Annotated in this window: 18 protein-coding genes; 11 read left to right on the top strand and 7 right to left on the bottom strand. The window is 58.2% G+C overall.

Features of this window, described 5'->3' with window-relative positions; translation table 11 throughout:
- The 7 genes from CKW18_RS24345 to CKW18_RS24315 form a co-directional block, all read left to right on the top strand.
- Positions 1 to 216, top strand: a 216-nt coding sequence (locus CKW18_RS24345) for a hypothetical protein (protein ID WP_141233149.1), incomplete at its 5' end; no start/stop codon positions are given.
- On the top strand, positions 213 to 4,832 hold the full coding sequence (locus CKW18_RS24340; RefSeq protein WP_256587087.1) for an RHS repeat-associated core domain-containing protein: 4,620 nt from the start codon (positions 213 to 215) through the stop codon (positions 4,830 to 4,832). The genes CKW18_RS24345 and CKW18_RS24340, both read left to right, overlap by 4 nt.
- Before the next feature lie 5 nt (positions 4,833 to 4,837).
- Positions 4,838 to 5,188 carry a hypothetical protein gene (locus CKW18_RS24335; protein WP_095191122.1) on the top strand — a complete coding sequence of 117 codons (351 nt, stop codon included), beginning with the start codon at positions 4,838 to 4,840 and terminating at the stop codon, positions 5,186 to 5,188.
- Positions 5,189 to 5,380: 192 nt separating this feature from the next.
- Entirely contained in the window at positions 5,381 to 5,602 is a 222-nt protein-coding gene (locus CKW18_RS31170; protein WP_256587086.1) for a hypothetical protein, read from the top strand.
- Between the two features lie 4 nt (positions 5,603 to 5,606).
- Positions 5,607 to 5,945 (top strand): DNA/RNA non-specific endonuclease, encoded by a 339-nt coding sequence (locus CKW18_RS24325; RefSeq protein ID WP_238156158.1) that lies wholly within the window; start codon positions 5,607 to 5,609, stop codon positions 5,943 to 5,945.
- A 12-nt stretch (positions 5,946 to 5,957) separates the two neighbouring features.
- The gene (locus CKW18_RS24320; protein ID WP_095191120.1) at positions 5,958 to 6,386 is read left to right on the top strand and encodes an NTF2 fold immunity protein; all 429 of its coding nucleotides are present in this window, start codon (positions 5,958 to 5,960) and stop codon (positions 6,384 to 6,386) included.
- 323 nt (positions 6,387 to 6,709) lie between these two features.
- A complete protein-coding gene (locus CKW18_RS24315; RefSeq protein ID WP_095191119.1) occupies positions 6,710 to 6,973 on the top strand; it encodes a PAAR domain-containing protein in 264 nt (87 codons plus the stop codon).
- 347 nt (positions 6,974 to 7,320) lie between these two features.
- On the opposite strand, the gene CKW18_RS24310 is transcribed toward CKW18_RS24315, so the two are convergent.
- Complete coding sequence (locus tag CKW18_RS24310; protein WP_095191118.1) at positions 7,321 to 8,040, bottom strand: response regulator transcription factor; 720 nt, start codon at positions 8,038 to 8,040, stop codon at positions 7,321 to 7,323.
- Positions 8,041 to 8,204: 164 nt separating this feature from the next.
- Here CKW18_RS24310 and CKW18_RS24305 point away from each other — a divergent pair, with 164 nt between their 5' ends.
- The gene (locus tag CKW18_RS24305; RefSeq protein ID WP_095191117.1) at positions 8,205 to 9,737 is read left to right on the top strand and encodes a HAMP domain-containing sensor histidine kinase; all 1,533 of its coding nucleotides are present in this window, start codon (positions 8,205 to 8,207) and stop codon (positions 9,735 to 9,737) included.
- A gap of 168 nt (positions 9,738 to 9,905) precedes the next feature.
- Here CKW18_RS24305 and CKW18_RS24300 read toward each other — a convergent pair whose 3' ends face one another.
- The 4 genes from CKW18_RS24300 to glyQ form a co-directional block, all read right to left on the bottom strand.
- The gene (locus tag CKW18_RS24300) at positions 9,906 to 10,685 is read right to left on the bottom strand and encodes a 1-acyl-sn-glycerol-3-phosphate acyltransferase (RefSeq protein ID WP_095191116.1); all 780 of its coding nucleotides are present in this window, start codon (positions 10,683 to 10,685) and stop codon (positions 9,906 to 9,908) included.
- Between the two features lie 82 nt (positions 10,686 to 10,767).
- Complete coding sequence (gene gmhB / locus CKW18_RS24295; RefSeq protein WP_167394877.1) at positions 10,768 to 11,307, bottom strand: D-glycero-beta-D-manno-heptose 1,7-bisphosphate 7-phosphatase; 540 nt, start codon at positions 11,305 to 11,307, stop codon at positions 10,768 to 10,770.
- Positions 11,308 to 11,311: 4 nt separating this feature from the next.
- Positions 11,312 to 13,366 (bottom strand): glycine--tRNA ligase subunit beta, encoded by a 2,055-nt coding sequence (gene glyS, locus CKW18_RS24290; protein ID WP_095191114.1) that lies wholly within the window; start codon positions 13,364 to 13,366, stop codon positions 11,312 to 11,314.
- Positions 13,363 to 14,316 (bottom strand): glycine--tRNA ligase subunit alpha, encoded by a 954-nt coding sequence (glyQ, locus tag CKW18_RS24285; RefSeq protein WP_034152298.1) that lies wholly within the window; start codon positions 14,314 to 14,316, stop codon positions 13,363 to 13,365. Before glyQ ends, glyS begins: the two co-directional genes overlap by 4 nt.
- An 81-nt stretch (positions 14,317 to 14,397) precedes the next feature.
- Between glyQ and CKW18_RS24280 the strand changes: the two genes are divergently transcribed.
- The 3 genes from CKW18_RS24280 (at position 14,398) to CKW18_RS24270 (ending at position 16,208) form a co-directional block, all read left to right on the top strand.
- A complete protein-coding gene (locus CKW18_RS24280; protein ID WP_095191113.1) occupies positions 14,398 to 14,955 on the top strand; it encodes a DNA-3-methyladenine glycosylase I in 558 nt (185 codons plus the stop codon).
- A 41-nt stretch (positions 14,956 to 14,996) separates the two neighbouring features.
- Positions 14,997 to 15,884, top strand: a complete 888-nt coding sequence (locus tag CKW18_RS24275; protein WP_095191112.1) for a lysophospholipid acyltransferase — start codon at positions 14,997 to 14,999, stop codon at positions 15,882 to 15,884.
- Positions 15,885 to 15,968: 84 nt separating this feature from the next.
- Positions 15,969 to 16,208: a pilus assembly protein PilZ gene (locus CKW18_RS24270; RefSeq protein ID WP_095191111.1), complete on the top strand. Its 240-nt coding sequence runs from the start codon at positions 15,969 to 15,971 to the stop codon at positions 16,206 to 16,208.
- A gap of 1 nt (position 16,209) precedes the next feature.
- On the opposite strand, the gene CKW18_RS24265 is transcribed toward CKW18_RS24270, so the two are convergent.
- A complete protein-coding gene (locus CKW18_RS24265) occupies positions 16,210 to 16,524 on the bottom strand; it encodes a tetratricopeptide repeat protein (RefSeq protein WP_027610275.1) in 315 nt (104 codons plus the stop codon).
- A 151-nt stretch (positions 16,525 to 16,675) separates the two neighbouring features.
- On the bottom strand, positions 16,676 to 18,052 hold the full coding sequence (gene trkA, locus CKW18_RS24260; protein WP_095191110.1) for a Trk system potassium transporter TrkA: 1,377 nt from the start codon (positions 18,050 to 18,052) through the stop codon (positions 16,676 to 16,678).
- Positions 18,053 to 18,054 lie beyond the last annotated feature (2 nt).

Here is an 18,054-nt window from a genome sequence, read left to right as displayed (position 1 = left end):
GCGCAGGGCGCAATGCAAACGGCTCAGCAGGTGAAAGGCGCAGTGCAGGGCGGAGTAGCCGGACTGCCGAAACTGGCGAGCGCGGCGATGCCGAGTGCGTCGAGCATCCTCGGCGCCGCGAGCAAGGGCGGCCGATTGCCGACGCTTCCCGCACCAACGCTGCCAAAACCTTCCTTGAAAACCCCGGGCCTGTTGGCGGGTGAGATGCTGTCATGACCACTGAAATCGTAAAGCGTGAAGCTCAGGTTGCCATCGTTCCACTGAACGCCATCGACATCAAGGACGTTGCCAGGAGCGCGGCGACCTTCGATGCATGGCTGCAATCGGCCAGTGGTGGTGTGGTCACCCTCGACCGGATCAAGAACGTCGCCGGCGCCTTGCCGGTGGTCGGCAACATCATGGCGTTGGTCGATGCGCTGGGTGACATCGTTACCCTGTCCAACGCGCAGAAACGCGACCTACTGGCGTGGGCCAGTCTGGGCATCAACCTGATCGGTGTGTTGCCACTGCCACCGGCCATGGCGGCGGCACGCATGACTTTGCGTCCGACCTTGTTTCTGGTGCGACAAGAGATGAAGGCCACCAGCAAGATGCTGCTAAGTGCATCCGTGATCGAGGTTCTGGTTGGTCACCTGAACGCTTCTATCATCGGCACGCTGGACGACTTTGTTCAACAAGCCAAAGGCAAGCTGCCCGGCATTCTGGCGGACGCCGGCAAGCTGGGTGAGGACGCGATCAAAGAGATAGCCAAAGGCCTTGAAGCGGTCGCCAATGGCAAGCTTGATGCCAAGGGCAATCTGAGTGCGGCCAGCGCACAAACGAGTGCGGCGGTCGATCAATTCAAGAATGATCCGCTTGCGTCAATCGGCAATATTTTCTCGGCTGCCAACAACACCTTGAAGGCCGCCGGCAAAGGTTTGGCCAATAGCGCGGCCGACAATTTACTGCCCGATGACGTGAAAAAAAGGGTGTCCGCCGAGACTGCCAAGCTGCGCGCGATGGGCCCGGAACTGCGCACCCAGTTGAGTAAGCTTGACGATGAGTCAGTGCAGAACTCCATCGGTTGGTTGCTGCTGATCCTGTCGAGCGCCGTCACCCTCTGGCGCAAACGCAACGCCCATGGCCAAAGTGCTGGTGTCAAACCTAACAAGACCAGTCAGGCCAAGCACACGGCCTCTGAGGGTGGCCTGGGTGCAAACAGTCAACAGGCCCCGGCAACTCACGCCCCCCAGCCGAAGAAAAACTGCGCCTGCTCCAGCACCCGACACAGCATCAATTTTGCTCTGGGTTCAGAAAGCCTCAGCCATACCGATTTCAGCTTGCCCGGCCCATTCCCGGTCGAGTGGACGCGCACCTATAACTCGCGCCTCGACGCCTACGATCAGAGCGAACTCGGTGCCCGCTGGATCAGCGAGTTCACCACGCGTTTCGACTGCGTGGACGAGGGCCTGACGTTCTACGGCGCCGATGGCCGAGACCACGGCTATCCGCTGCCCAAACTCGGTCTGTTCCATTATGACGCCATCGAAAACATCACCCTTGTTCGCAGTGGCGAAGATCAACTGCTGCTGTGCCGTGGTTTCGAACGCAAGGAAACCTACGTCCGCCGTGGCCAGCGCTATGTGCTGAGCAATATCTCGCTGCGCAATGGCACGGGGATCATGCTGCATTACGAGCATCGTCACGGCGAACACTCGGTGCTCTCCGACCTGATCACCTACCAGGAAAACGACACCAGCAAGGTGCACTCGCACCTCGGCACGATGATCGACGATCACGGCCGGTTTATCGGCCTCTGGCAGATCGTCGACGGCGAGCCGCTGCGACAGCTTTGTGCGTACCAGTACGACGCCTATGGCGACCTGATTCAGGCGCAGGACGAGAACGGCGCCGTCTGGTCGTATCAGTTCCAGCATCACCTGATCACTCGCTACACCGACCGCACCGGGCGCGGCATGAATTTGCAGTGGGACGGTTCAAGTGCCAAGGCCAAAGCCATCCGCGAATGGGCGGACGACGGCAGCTTCGACACACGTCTGGAGTGGGACGAAAACATCCGTCTGACCTACGTCACCGATGCTCTCGGCAACGAGACCTGGCACTACTACGACATCCTTGGCTACACCTATCGCATTCGCTACGCCGATGAGCGTTCGGAATGGTTCTTCCGCGACGAGGCGAAGAACATCGTGCGCCGTGTGAATGCCGACGGCAGCACCGATCGCTACAGCTACGATGAACGCAGCAACCTGCTCGAACACATCCGCGCCGATCACACGGTGATGCATTACGCCTACGATGATCAGGATCTGCTGATCAAGATCAGCGATGCTGAGGGCGGTCAGTGGCAGCGCGCCTATGACGACCAAGGCAATCTGGTCGAAGCGCTCGATCCGCTGGGTAACAAAACCGAATACGCCTACAACAAATCCGGCCAGCCCACCGCGATCAAGGACGCCAACGGCAACGAAAAGACGTTGGACTACAACGACGCCGGGCAACTGGTCGAATACGTCGATTGCTCGGGCAAAACCAGCGCGTGGGAGTACAACGAACTGGGGCAAATGATCTGCTTCACCGACGCCGCCGGCAACGCCATCGAATACGAATACAAGGCTGGCCAACTGGTGCTGATCAAGCACCCGGACAAGACCGAGGAACGCTTTGAGCGCGACGCCGAAGGTCGATTGTTGGCGCATGTAGATGGTCTGGATCGCTGCACCACCTGGAGTTATACCGCTGCCGGCTTGATCGCCGAACGCATCGACGCTGCCGAGCAAACCCTGCGCTATCGCTGGGACCGTCTCGGGCGGTTAACGGCGCTGGAAAACGAAAACGAACAGCGTGCGCAGTTCCACTACGACCCGGTCGGTCGTTTGCTCGAAGAACGCGGTTTCGATGGACGCAGCACGCGCTATCAGTACGACCCACTCACCGGGCGCCTCGCGCAATCGATAAATGGCCAACGCGTCATCTCGTTGAGCTTCGACCCGATGGGCCGCTTGACCGAGCGTCGCGCCACCTTGGGCGACCAGTCGCAAAGCGAAACTTTCGCCTACGATGGCAACGGCAACCTGGTGCTGGCCGACAACGCCGACAGCCGCCTGCAATGGTTCCACGACCCGGCCGGCAATCTGCTGCGCGAGCACCAACATTACCTAGGACTGGAAAAGCCCACCGTCGCAATCTGGCAGCACGAGTACGACGTGCTGAATCAGCGTGTTGCTACCGTGCGCCCGGACGGCCACCGCGTCAGTTGGTTGACCTACGGCAGCGGCCACCTGCTCGGTCTGCGCCTGGACGACCACGAACTGATCGGTTACGAGCGCGACGACCTGCACCGCGAAGTCGCCCGCCATCAAGGCAACCACCTGCTGCAAACTCAAAGCTGGGACCCTGCCGGTCGCCTCCAAGAGCAACTGCTGGGCTGCAGCGACGACAAATCCACACTGCTCAAACGCGAATACACCTACGACGCTGCCGGCCAACTGACCGACATCAACGACAGTCGTCGTGGCCCGCTCGCCTATCGTTACGATCCCGTCGGCCGACTGCTCAGCGCTACCACACGTCAAGGCGTGGAAACCTTCGCCTTCGACCCGGCCGGCAACTTGCTGGACGACAAGGCAACGGAAATTCGCCGCCCACTGGACCTGACCCCACCGCGCAGCAAACTGGTCGACAACTTGCTGCGCGAATACGCCGGCACCCACTACGATTACGACGAGCGCGGTAATCAGATCCAGCGCTGGCACAACGGTCAACGCAGTGATCTGCAGTGGGATTTGTTTGATCGACTGGTGCATTTCGAAGACTCGCGCCTGAGCGTGGATTTCGCCTACGACGCGTTGGGACGCCGCCTGCACAAAAATTCCCGTGCCCACTACAAACAGCGCCCGGAAGCAGGTTCCCTCTGGAACAGAAACGAACACGCCCGCAAACAACGCGAACTCGGCTGCGGCTTCACCTTGTACGGCTGGGATGGCGACAACCTCGCTTGGGAAAGCAGCCCAGCGCAAAGCGATGGCGAACCGGGTCGCACGGTGCACTACGTCTTCGAACCGGGCACCTTCGTCCCGATCGCTCAGGCTGTACGGCATGCGCCAATCGATCTGATCGGACTGCCGGATTACAGTGGTGAATACAGTCTGGATGAGGACCCGTTGTGGAATCACAAGGCCACGGCATTAGTGTTTGACGCGTTGGCCTGGTATCAATGCGATCACCTCGGTACGCCGCAGGAACTGACGGACTCGCAAGGCAACATGGCGTGGACCGCGCAGTACAAGGCGTGGGGGCAGGTGACGGAGCAGCGTTCGGAGTGGGCGCGGCAGCATGGCGTTATGAACCCGATACGGTTCCAGGGGCAGTATCACGATCATGAGACGGGGCTGCATTACAACCGGTATCGGTACTATGATCCGGGGGTAGGGCGGTTTATTAGTAAGGACCCAATAAGTTATGAGGGTGGCATAAATATTTATCAGTATGCCCCGAATCCTATGGGGTGGGTCGATCCTTTAGGATTGGCAGCCCATAGAGGACGTATTCAAGCTCAAGGTGCCAAGCTTGAAGAGTCTGTCGCATGGAACCAAGATACGCCTCTGACCGCTAGCGATGCTAAGAAAAAGCTTGAGGAGTTGAAAGGAAAACTCAATAAAAAAGACCTAGCAGCCCGACAGGATGCTTTCAAGAAGGCGGACAAATATATCGATAATTCGGCTAAGTGCGGCGGAGCGGATGCGTATATCAGTAAGACGTTCAAGGTAAACGATACCAAAGGTGAGCGCGTTGATATCGAAGTAATTACTGGCAAAGCATTTGTGGAGTAGAAAAAATGTTTGATGACTACCTGAGCAACAAAGACAGCTATTTCCAGCTAGAGCAGGATCTTTATAAATTCTTTTATCTAGAGGTTCAGAAAAACGAAGTCGCTAGTGAAGTATTCAAGGCGCCTTTTTACAATACATTCTTTTCAAACGGCACGCCGTTCATGGACGGAAATCCAATTTTTTCTGCAAGAAATGAGGTAAATGGTCAAATTCTTAGAATAGTATTAGACGAGGAGGTCGATGAGGTTTCCTCGTACAACGACAAGGAAGCGGGATGTGAGCTTGTTATATTCGGAAAACTATCCTTGATGGATGAAATAAAGAAAATGATTTCCGCGTGGGTCAAGGCGCAATAACACTTCTAGAATCCTTCAGGGTGCACCGTTTTTTGATGTTTATAAAACGTGAACCCTGGGGTTCAAATTATGAAGAGTCTAAGATGCTTCACCCTTCATGGCACTGCAGTCGATTGTGATCAGAATATCAAGCTTGACGAAATATCAGTTCTCGCGGATCCAGGAACGATAAGAGTCTTAGGAGTTTTCTTGATGGGCCCGGCGCGTGTGCTGTTCGGCAAAGACCCGGCGCACACCTGGAGCGATGGCAGCTACATCGGTAAACCGGAATGGCCGTTGAACCCGCCGGGGCCTGAAGAGGTGCCGAGTCAGGTGCAGGCGATGGTCGCCAAAGTATTGCCGAGCAAGAGTTGGGACATGTTGGAGAAGGGCAAGGATATGGCGCAAACAGGTAACCGCGAAAATTCGACCTGAAGATTTGGGAACTGGGACAGATACCAACACCAGTTCACGGGGGTTTGCGCGTAACTTAGGCTGTAATACGGACGACGCTGGCCATGCCATCGGAAATCGACTGGGTGGAAGCGGTGGTAAGGGGAACATTTTTCCTCAAGCCCCTAGTGTTAACCGTGGTGAGTTCCGTGACTTTGAGGGAGATATTGCCGAAGCTGTTAAAGGCGGTAGTAACGTAATAGTACGTGTCACCCCTCAGTACGATGAAGGTGCCACTCGACCTCATTCTGTTTTGTACCAGGCGAGAGTTGACGGGAATACTGAAAGTCGGCTATTCCACAACCCTTGTTCGTGCGATTGTTGATAGGAGCGTTTTATGTCACCTAGTGAGCGATTACAAAATTTTCTTTCGCAGATGCATGAGTGGGAGGTGGGATTTCATGCCGAGAAGCGATGCGACGCATACAAGACTGATTCGGGGTATCGGACTAAGGCGAATGAAGCAGCAAAATCAAGGTTGGAAGCGATATTCTCTGAAAATCTGAGTGTGAAAGCTTCAATTGCTCTTGGATCAGCAAGGCTCGATACATTAGGTACTGGACAGCCTCCGGAGTATGAACAGACCATTTTAGCTGATACCGAAGAACAGCTAGATAAGGAAACGAATATTCAGGCAGTCAGAAAAAAAGGGCTGAAACAACGTTATCGATACACCATGATCGTAGAGCGTGATGAACCAAAAATTGATGGGGTTAGCGTTTGGCGCGCTAGCAGTGAGAAATGGGAGCGTCGTCATGCGATTTAGCCCTAAACCGGTCTCTGAAGAAAATCACCTGTGCACGAGTTGATGTAAGTTAGTGCTTGGTGAAAATATCTATCCAGATCAAGGCAATTACTGAACACGACGACCCGGTCGAGTTATTTGAATCAGAAGCTTTGGAACTTGCAGAAGTACATCGAAAATTTGCCGCTCTTCTCTCGGACTAACTAGTTGTCTGCAGCACCTGTGTTCCGTCGTCTTTGCAGTTGATCACGACGAGAGGGTTGAATGGAGTTGCCGTGCTCGATAAACGCGGACTGAGCCCGAATGAGTGTGAGCTAGCGACCAATAGTCAAAGGAGGGACGAAATGAAAGACGCAATTCGCTTGGGCGACTCCACCACCCACGGTGGAAAAGTCCTCGAAGCCTTCCACCAGACCGACCTCAACGGCAAGCCGATCGCCGGGGTCGGTCACAAGGTCAGTTGCCCGTTGTGCAAAGGGATATTCCCGATTGCCGAAGGCAGCAGCACCTACACCGTCGATGGCACCCCCATCGCGCTCGACGGTATGAAAACCGCCTGCGGGGCCGCGTTGATTGCCAGTGGCCCGAAAGGGGCTGTCGTCAGCTAATCCGGTTTTTTTTGATGCGTGCCTCTGAGAGGTGGCTTTTTGTCGCCCTCTCGTTGAAGCCTTGACCTTGTTTCCTCCAGACCCGGGCCTTGTTGGCGGGTGAGATGCTGTGAATGACCACTGTGTTGGCGCTGGTGCGACTTTGACCCAAGCTGCTGATTTTGACTGACCCATATTCAGCAGCTGAAATCCCGCGCAAGGCCATCGTTTACTGAGTATTCGGGTGGGTCAATGAATTCCGACAGTCTGGGTTAAAGTCGCACCAGCGCCAACAGTGAACCTACATCCCGGTCGGCTCCAACGAAAAAGGCCAACGCATTGCGTTGGCCTTTTTTATTACCCGCGATTCACTCGCCCGCCGTCGTCACACTCTCCAACCGATACCCATACCCGTAAATCGTCAGCAACTGCCACCCACGATCTGCCGTCAGCCCCAGCTTGTTACGCAGCCGGTAGATGTGCGTATCGAGCGGCCGTGACGAGGCGATTTCTTCGTGGGGCCAGAAGCGTTCGTACAGATAATCCCGCGACAACGGTCGCCCGAGGTTGCTGAACAGGCAGCGCGCCAGGCGGTACTCGCGTTCGGTCATGACAATGGATTTGCCCTCGCGGGTCACCGTCAGTTCGGCGTCATCGAAGGTCAGGTCATTGAAGCTCAGCACTTCGGCGGCGGCGCTACGTTGCTGGTGATGCCGACGTAATACCGCCGCTACCCGCGCCTTTAACTCATTGGGCCGGAACGGCTTGCTGACGTAGTCGTCGGCGCCGGCGTTGAGGGCCTGGACGATATCGCTTTCGCCGTCGCGGCTGGTGAGCATGATTGCTGCGGGTGGTGCCTCCATATGTTCGCGAGTCCAGCGCAGCAGCATCAGCCCCGTGAGGTCGGGCAGTTGCCAGTCAAGGATCAACAGGTCGAAGGTTTCACGGCGCAGCTGTCGCAGCAGATCCTCGCCGCGTTCGAAGCTGTGTAGCGACCAAGGCTGTTCGCCAGCATCGGCCATTTGCTGCAGGGTCTGCTCAACCCGGCGCAGTTCGGCGGGTTCATCGTCCAGTATCGCAACGCGCATACGCGATGGTTCCTTGTTGCTGGGCATTGGCCGTCAACTTTGGTCGCTCAGCCAACGCTATGAAAGTAAGCGGCCGCCGGTGGTCGACGTCCGCTATGATTCTTCGAGTCATGTCTCAGACCTGTGGCCTATGAAACCATTCACCCGCCCTGCCCTTTTTCCTCATGAATGACCGCCGACGGCATGAAAGCCGCGAGCCGAGCCAGGTCCAGCGACTGTTTCGCCAGTTGGTGCGCGAATGGTTGTGGATAAGTCTAGTGCTGTTACCGCTGACTGCGCTGCTTTCGTATCGAGCGCAGGTCAATCTGCACGACGTAACGCCGGGGTTGAGCGCGTTGGTGTCAGTGGTGTTTGTGGCATGCGTGCTGGGGCTGTTGCTGTGGCGGCCGCGACTGGCGTTATGGGTCACGCTGGTCGGCATCGCGTGCGTATTGGCGACCAGCGCCGGTCTGGCGGAATTCAAACGCTTTTGGTCGCCCACGCCCTCCGCGCTGGGCATGCTGTTCGGTTATCTGATCTGGAACTGGCGGCGCCTGAGTGTGGTGCTCACGTATTTCGGTTGGGAACTGGCGCGCCTCGACAGCGAACCGAAAGTCTTTCCCGAGCGCCGCCGTGCACAGTTCACCAGCGCTGATCGCTTGCAGGGCCAGATCATGGCGCTCGAGCAAGCCATGAGCCGTACTCGCGATACGCGGCGGTTCATCGCTGACGGGCTGGAGTACTTGCCCGTTGCCACATTGATCAGCGACCCCAAGGGGCAGATTCTGTTGGGCAATCGCAAGGCTCGCCATCTGTTCGATCATTCTTTGGTGGGAGATGACGTTCTCGATCAATTGGCGCAGCTTGGTTACCCGGAGTTGTCCACAGCGTCGCGTCCACTGTTGTCCGCCCTGCCGCTACTGGAGTTTCGCGATCACAAGGAACGCAGCTTGCGCCTGGAGCGTGCCGCGTTGCTGCCGGTGGACGGCGACACGCCAATCGGATGGCTGCTGAGCTTGACGGATCTGAGTGCCGAGCGTGAAGCCGAGGAGCAACGCGGCGTCTTGCTGCGATTCCTCTCCCACGATCTGCGGGCGCCTCATTCGGCGATCCTTGCTCTGCTCGATGTCCACCGTCATCAGGCTGGGGTTGATGCACCGTTGTTTGAGCAGATCGAGCGTCAGGTCCGCCGCGCTTTAGATCTGACTGACGGCTTCGTGTTGCTGGCTCGGGCCGAATCCGAGACCTATCAGTTCCAGCCGAGCCTGTTCGCCATGCTGGTACTCGATGTGCTCGATCAGGCGTTGCCGATCGCCCAGCAAAAACACATCGAACTGCTGCACGAGATGGATGAGCAATCCCAGGAACGGCTGGTGTCGGCCGACCAGGGGCTGCTGACACGCGCGCTGTTCAATCTGCTGGAAAACGCCATCAAGTACAGCCCGGCCGACACCACGATTCAGTTGCGTGTCAGTTGCAATAATGAATGGTTGCGCTGCGAGCTGACGGATCAAGGCAAAGGTATCGCCGCCGAAGAGTTGCCCGATCTGTTCATTCAATACCGGCGCTTTTCCTCAGCCCAAGGGATCGATGGCGTAGGCCTGGGTCTGTCGATGGTCAAAGCCGTGGTTGATCACCATGGTGGCCGAATCGAGTGCCGCAGCGTGGTTGATCGGGGCACCACGTTTTTGCTCGAATTGCCGCTGATCCCTGAGTGATCAGGCACAAAAAAACCGGCTATATCAGCCGGTTTTTTTACTTCCGAAAAAAACTTATGCACCTTTTACGGATTTTTATGAGCTTGAGAAATATGTAAGTAAATCAATTACTTAATTTCAATATTCAAGCCTTTTCAACAAAACCGTACACAGGTTATCCACAAAATCTCAGACAGCAATCTGATCGTTTGCAGCCGAGGTTTGCGGGCCCGGTGGCAGCGAACCCATTTCCCGCTGAGTCTTCTCGTTCCAGGCTTGTACCCGGTCGTTGAGCTCGGCGATGGCGCGAGGACCCGTGCCTTCGGCGTACATCGGTTCACCGATGACCACCGTGATCACACCGGACTTCTTGCCCCAGCCGATTTTCGGCCAGAACTTGCCGGCATTGTGTGCAATCGGCAGGACCGGAAGCGCCGCATTTACCGCCAATGCGCTGCCACTGCGGGAGAACTTGCCGACAGTGCCAAAAGGAACACGTGTGCCTTCCGGGAAGATCAGCACCCAGACGTTGTCCTTGAGCAGTTCATGACCTTTAGCCGCCACTTGTTTGAGCGCAGCTTTCGGGTTGTCGCGGTCAATGGCGATCGGCCGCAGCATGGCCATGGCCCAGCCGAAGAACGGCACGTAGAGCAATTCGCGCTTGAGCACCTGACTCAACGGCGAGAAATAAGCGGAGAGAAAAAACGTCTCCCAGGTGCTCTGGTGGTTCGACTGAATCACGCAGGGCCGGTCAGGCACATTTTCCGCGCCTTTGATTTCATAGCGGATACCGAGGAACACCTTGGTCAACCACAAGGCGCAACGGCACCAGTACACGTTGATAAAACGATAGCGCGCCTTGAATGGCAAAAAGGGCGCGATGAAAAAGCTCAGGCTGCACCACAGCAAGGACGTGGTGCCCAGCAGCAGGTAAAAAAGGAAGATTCTGAAGGCCCGCAGTATCGACATGGCGACGTTTACCGTTACGGGCAATGCCCGACTGTTCAAGCGCACTCCCGATCAATCCCTGGTCAGGAATTTCAGAAGTACTCTAGTTGTGGATAAGTTCTGCGGCAATCGCCGCCAGATCGTCAAAAATCAGAGTGCCAACCGGCAGGGTTTTGCCCTGAGTCTTTTCGCCTTTCCCGGTCTTTACCAAAACTGGCTGTGAATCGACGGCTTTGGCGGCCTCCAGGTCACCAAGGCTGTCGCCAACGAACCAGACATTGGTCAGCGCTACGTTGTAATGCTGCGCGATGGTCTTCAACATCCCCGGTTTCGGCTTGCGGCAATCGCAGCCTTCATCCGGCCCATGCGGGCAATACACGATCAGCCCGACGTCACCGCCCTGCTCGGCCACCAACTCGCGCAGGCGCGCGTGCATGGCGTCTAGGGTGGCGAGGTCGTAATAGCCGCGAGCAATGCCCGACTGGTTGGTGGCGACCGCCACCGTCCAGCCGGCCTTGCTCAACTGCGCAATCGCCTCGATCGAGCCGGGCAAAGGAATCCACTCCGCCACCGACTTGATGTAAGCGTCGGAGTCGTAATTGATCACCCCGTCCCGATCGAGAATCAGCAGTTTCAACAGCAATCCCTCAACCCAGCAGCGAGATGTCAGCAACACCCAGGAACAAGCCGCGCAGACGCGCCAGCAGCGCGTAACGGTTGGCTCGAACCTTGGCGTCTTCGGCATTGACCATCACCGCGTCGAAGAACGCGTCGACCGGTTCACGCAGTGCCGCCAGGCGTGCCAGCGATTCGTTGTACTGACGCGCCGCTGCCATTGGCTGCACAGCTTGGTCAGCCTGTTGGATCGCCGAGTACAGCGAGAACTCGTTGGCGTTGTCGAAGTACTTGGCTTCGACCACGGTCGGCACCGAGCCTTCAACCTTACTCAACAGGTTGGAAACACGCTTGTTCACCGCCGCCAGTGCTGCCGCTTCCGGCAGTTTGCGGAAGGCCTGCACCGCTTGCACACGCTGGTCGAAGTCCAGCGCCGAACCCGGCTTCAGGGCACGTACCGACAGGTAAGTGGCGACATCGACGCCTTCGTCTTCGTAACGCGCACGCAGACGGTCGAAGATGAATTCCAGCACCGACTCGTTCAGGCCGGCAGCCTTGACCTTGGCACCGAACCCGTTCACGGCGAAGGCCACGGCGTCGTTCAGGTCCAGATCCAGTTGTTTCTCGATCAGGATGCGCAGCACGCCCAGTGCCGCACGGCGCAGGGCATACGGGTCTTTGCTGCCGGTTGGCAGCATGCCGATACCGAAGATGCCGACCAGGGTGTCGAGCTTGTCGGCGATAGCGACGGCTGCACCGGTCAGGGTCGCCGGCAGCTCAGCACCGGCACCGCGAGGCATGTACTGCTCGTTCAGTGCCAGCGCGACATCTTCCGGCTCGCCGTCATTGAGCGCGTAGTAGTAACCGGCGACACCTTGCATCTCCGGGAACTCGCCGACCATTTCGGTGGCCAGGTCGCACTTCGACAGCAGGCCTGCGCGGGCAGCCCACGATGCGTTGCCGCCGATGCGTGCAGCGATGTACGCCGCCAGTTTCGATACGCGCTCGGCCTTGTCGTAGACGCTGCCGAGTTTTTCCTGGAACACCACGTTCTTCAGGCGATCGTTGAACACTTCGAGTTTCTGCTTCTTGTCTTGCTTGAAGAAGAACTCGGCGTCGGTCAGACGTGGGCGAACCACTTTCTCGTTACCGGCGATGATCTGCTGCGGGTCTTTGCTTTCGATGTTGGCCACAGTGATGAAACGTGGCAGCAGCTTGCCGTCGGCATCCAGCAGGCAGAAGTACTTCTGGTTGTCCTGCATGGTGGTGATCAGCGCTTCTTGCGGCACGTCGAGGAAGCGTTCCTCGAACGAGCACACCAGCGGCACTGGCCATTCAACCAGCGCGGTCACTTCGTCGAGCAGCGCCGGTGGAACGATTGCCGTGCCTTCCTGACGGGTGGCCAGTTCTTCGGTGCGCTTGCTGATGATCTCGCGACGCTCGTTGGCGTCAGCCAGAACGTAGGCAGCACGCAGGTCGGCCAGGTAGCTCGACGGCGAACCGATGCGCACACTTTCCGGGTGATGGAAGCGGTGACCACGGGAATCACGACCAGCCTTCTGCGCGAGGATCGTGCAGTCGATGACCTGGTCACCGAGCAGCATCACCAGCCATTGGGTCGGACGCACGAACTCTTCTTTGCGCGCACCCCAACGCATGCGTTTCGGGATCGGCAGGTCATTCAGCGAGTCTTCAACGATGGTCGGCAGCAGGCTCGCGGTCGGCTTGCCGGCGATGCTCTGGCTGTAGCGCAGTTTCGGACCGCTCTGGTCGATTTCGCTCAGCTCGACGCCGCACTTCTTGGCAAAACCCAAGGCAGCCTGAGTCGGATTGCCTTCAGCGTCGAACGCCGCCTGACGTGGCGGGCCGTCGAGGTTGATGCTGCGGTCCGGTTGCTGGGTGGCCAACGCTGTGATCAGCACAGCCAGACGACGCGGCGCGGCGTAGACGGTTTTGCTCTCGTAGCTCAGGCCGGCGGCTTGCAGGCCTTTGTCGATACCGGCGAGGAAAGCGTCAGCCAAAGTGTTCAGGGCTTTGGGTGGCAGTTCTTCGGTGCCCAGTTCAACCAGAAAATCTTGCGCACTCATTGTGCAGCCTCCAGCTTGGCCAGTACTTCGTCACGCAGGTCCGGGGTCGCCATCGGGAAGCCCAGCTTGGCGCGGGCCAGCAGGTAGGCTTGGGCGACGGAACGCGCCAGGGTGCGAACGCGCAGAATGTATTGTTGACGCGCGGTCACCGAGATCGCCCGGCGCGCATCCAGCAGGTTGAAGGTGTGCGAGGCCTTCAACACCATTTCGTAGCTCGGCAACGGCAGCGGCTGGTCGAGTTCGATCAGGCGCTTGGCTTCGCCTTCATAGAAGTCGAACAGTTCGAACAGCTTGTCGACGTTGGCGTGTTCGAAGTTGTAGGTGGACTGCTCCACTTCGTTCTGGTGGAACACGTCGCCGTAGGTCACTTTGCCCATCGGGCCGTCGGCCCAGACCAGGTCGTAGACCGAATCCACGCCTTGCAGGTACATGGCCAGACGCTCGAGACCGTAGGTGATCTCGCCGGTCACCGGGTAGCACTCGATGCCGCCCGCCTGCTGGAAGTAAGTGAACTGAGTGACTTCCATACCGTTGAGCCAGACTTCCCAGCCCAGACCCCAGGCGCCGAGGGTCGGCGATTCCCAGTTGTCTTCGACGAAGCGAATGTCGTGGACCAGCGGGTCCAGACCGACATGCTTGAGGGAGCCCAGGTACAGTTCCTGGAAGTTGTCCGGGTTCGGCTTCAGAACTACCTGGAATTGATAGTAGTGCTGCAGACGGTTCGGGTTTTCGCCGTAACGGCCGTCAGTCGGACGGCGGCTTGGCTGCACGTAAGCGGCGTTCCAGGTTTCCGGGCCGATGGCGCGCAGGAAGGTCGCGGTGTGGAAAGTGCCGGCGCCTACTTCCATATCGTAGGGCTGAAGTACCACACAACCTTGCTCGGCCCAGTATTGCTGGAGCGCGAGGATCAAGTCTTGGAAGGTACGCACGGCTGGCGTAGGCTGGCTCACGAAATTCACCTGTTTCTTGGGCTGCGATTTAAAGAGCGGGAGTATACCCGATTCGTTGCTGCGCACGCCCCCTGGAGCCTTATGCCACGCTGCTTTTGGTGTACCGAAGATCCGCTGTACATGGCTTATCACGATCAGGAGTGGGGCACGCCGCTACGCGATGCGCAGGGTTTGTTCGAGTTGCTTTCGCTCGAAGGGTTCCAGGCCGGGTTGTCGTGGATCACCGTGCTGCGCAAACGCGAGCGCTATCGCGAGGTGTTGTTCGGCTTCGACGTGCAGCGCGTGGCGCAGATGAGCGACGCTGAAATCGACGAATTGATGCTTGATCCCGGCATCATCCGCAACCGCCTCAAACTCAACGCCGCCCGGCGCAATGCCCAGGCCTGGCTGGCGCTGGAGGACCCGGTGGCGTTGCTCTGGTCGTTCGTCGGCGACCGACCGATCATCAATCATTTCAAGGATCGCAGCGAAGTCCCGGCGATCACCCCCGAAGCGCTGGCGATGAGCAAAGCCTTGAAAAAGGCCGGATTCACGTTCGTCGGCCCGACCATTTGCTACGCGTTGATGCAGGCCTCGGGCATGGTCATGGATCACACGCAGGATTGCGACCGCTACGCGCAGCTCGTCAACGGCGGTTAGAATGCCCGCCTCGCGCACAGCACAAAGATCAGGAGTGACCTGTGGAAAAGTTTAAAGGCGCCTTGCTGGTAGGCGCTCTGCGGCTGTTTGCCCTGCTGCCATGGCGAGCCGTACAGGCCGTGGGTTCGGCGATTGGCTGGATCATGTGGAAAACCCCCAACCGTTCCCGCGACGTGGTGCGGATCAACCTGGCCAAATGTTTTCCACAGATGGATCCGGCCGAACGTGAGCGTCTGGTCGGCCAGAGCCTGAAAGACATCGGCAAGTCCCTGACCGAAAGCGCCTGCGCGTGGATCTGGCCGGCGCAACGTTCCATCGACCTGGTGCGCGAAGTCGAAGGCCTCGACGTCCTCAAGGATGCATTGGCTTCGGGCAAAGGCGTAGTCGGCATCACCAGCCATCTGGGCAACTGGGAAGTGCTCAACCACTTCTATTGCAGCCAGTGCAAACCGATCATTTTCTACCGTCCGCCAAAGTTGAAGGCTGTGGATGAATTGCTGCGCAAGCAACGCGTGCAACTGGGCAACAAAGTCGCCGCGTCGACCAAGGAAGGCATCCTCAGCGTCATCAAGGAAGTGCGCAAAGGTGGTGCAGTGGGCATCCCCGCTGACCCGGAACCGGCCGAATCCGCGGGGATTTTCGTACCCTTCTTCGCCACGCAGGCGCTGACCAGCAAATTCGTGCCGAACATGTTGGCCGGTGGCAAAGCCGTTGGCGTGTTTCTGCATGCGCTGCGCCTGCCCGACGGTTCCGGCTACAAGGTGATCCTTGAAGCCGCGCCGGAAGCGATGTACAGCACCGATACGGCAGAATCCTGCGCCGCGATGAGCAAAGTCGTCGAGCGCTACGTCGCCGCTTATCCAAGCCAGTACATGTGGAGCATGAAGCGCTTCAAAAAACGTCCGCCGGGCGAAGCACGCTGGTACTGAGACGTTTAGAGATGTGATTGGCATGGTCTGTGGATAACCTCATCGTCGAGGTTATCCACAACCGTTCATACAAGGGCGCAGCAGATGTCCGAACACCGCAAGTCGTTTCGTATCAAGATTACCCACGACAGCTTCGGCGAATGCCTCGGGCAGACGCGCAATCTGACGCCCACCGGGGTGTTTGTGCAGCATCCGGGTCTGGCGTCATTGCCCAAGGGCGCTGTGGTTTATGGGCAGGTGCAGGGTTTACCCACAGGCGCGCCGCGCGTGCGGATGGAAGTGGTGACCGTGGATGCCGAAGGTATCGGCCTGCGCTACCTGTAGGTTATTGCGCCTGACGATCAAGCTTCTTCAGAAATACGGTCATTTCCTTCTCGGCCTGCTTGTCGCCGTGGGCGCGGGCTGCTTCCAGACCTTGTTCCCATGCCTGCCGCGCGGCGGCGTGATCGCCCAGCGCCAGTTGCGCCTTGCCTAACAGTTTCCAGGCCGCCGAGTACTTCGGATCGAAGCCGACACAGCGCTGGAAATGCTCGGCAGCCTTGGCGTTTTCACCCAAGTCCAGGTAACCCTTGCCCAGGCCGAAGCGCAGCAATGAGTTATCCACACCCTTGGCGAGCATTTTTTCCAGGGATTCGAGCATGGGTGGATTCCTTTCGTGGGAGTGTCAGGTGTTGACGGGGTTTAGTGAGGCCGTCTTCGCGAGCAAGCCCGTTCCCACAGGAGGAATGCATTCCAAATGTGGGAGCGGGCTTGCTCGCGAAGAGGCCATCTCAAACAACGCAGATTTAGGATCAGAAGAAGCTCAACCCCACATGAAACAGCTTCTCCACGTCGCGAATATGCTTTTTATCCACAAGGAACAGAATCACATGGTCGCCCGCTTCGATCACCGTGTCGTCGTGGGCGATGATCACTTGTTCATTGCGAATCACCGCGCCGATGGTGGTGCCCGGCGGCAGGCCGATTTTCTCGATCGGCTTGCCGATGACTTTGCTCGACTTCGCATCACCGTGGGCAATCGCCTCAATGGCTTCCGCCGCACCGCGACGCAGTGAGTGCACGCTGACGATATCGCCTCGGCGCACGTGGGCCAGCAAGGTGCCGATGGTTGCCAGTTGCGGGCTGATGGCGATGTCGATGTCGCCGCCCTGAATCAGGTCGACGTAAGCCGGATTGTTGATGATGGTCATCACCTTCTTCGCCCCCAGCCGTTTGGCCAGCAGCGACGACATGATATTGGCTTCGTCATCGTTGGTGAGCGCGAGGAAGATGTCGGCGTCGGCGATGTTCTCTTCCAGGAGCAAATCGCGATCCGAGGCACTGCCCTGCAACACCACGGTGCTGTCGAGGGTGTCGGAGAGATAGCGGCAGCGCGCCGGGTTCATCTCGATGATCTTCACCTGATAACGGCTTTCGATAGCCTCGGCCAGACGTTCGCCGATCTGCCCGCCGCCAGCGATGACGATGCGTTTGTAGGTTTCGTCGAGACGGCGCATTTCGCTCATCACCGCGCGAATGTCCTCACGGGCGGCGATGAAGAAGACTTCGTCATCGGCCTCGATCACGGTGTCGCCCTGGGGCAGGATCGGCCGGTCACGGCGGAAAATCGCTGCTACGCGAGTCTCGACATTCGGCATGTGTTCACGCAACTGACGAAGTTGCTGACCCACCAATGGCCCGCCGTAGTAAGCGCGTACCGCGACCAGTTGCGCCGCACCGTCAGCGAAGTCGATCACCTGCAAGGCGCCGGGATGCTGGATCAGGCGCTTGATGTAGTTGGTCACCACCTGCTCGGGACTGATCAGCACGTCGACCGGAATCGCTTCGTTCTGGAACAGCTGCTCTTCGCGGTTGAGGTAGGACGCTTCGCGTACCCGGGCGATTTTGGTCGGAGTGTGGAACAGCGTGTGGGCGACCTGGCAGGCGACCATGTTGGTCTCGTCGCTGTTGGTCACCGCCACCAGCATGTCAGCGTCGTCGGCGCCGGCCTGGCGCAGCACCGACGGCAGCGAACCACGGCCCTGAATGGTGCGGATGTCGAGGCGGTCGCCGAGGTCGCGCAGGCGCTCGCCGTCGGTGTCGACCACCGTGATGTCGTTGGCTTCGCTCGCCAGGTGTTCGGCCAGCGAACCGCCGACCTGCCCTGCACCGAGGATGATGATTTTCATCC

Origin of the sequence: Pseudomonas sp. Irchel 3E19 (assembly GCF_900187585.1) — a bacterium.
In the GTDB taxonomy this organism is placed as follows: Bacteria; Pseudomonadota; Gammaproteobacteria; order Pseudomonadales; family Pseudomonadaceae; genus Aquipseudomonas; species Aquipseudomonas baetica.
The sequence above is the reverse complement of the archived record's forward strand: the minus strand, read 5'-3'. Positions and strand labels throughout refer to the sequence as shown.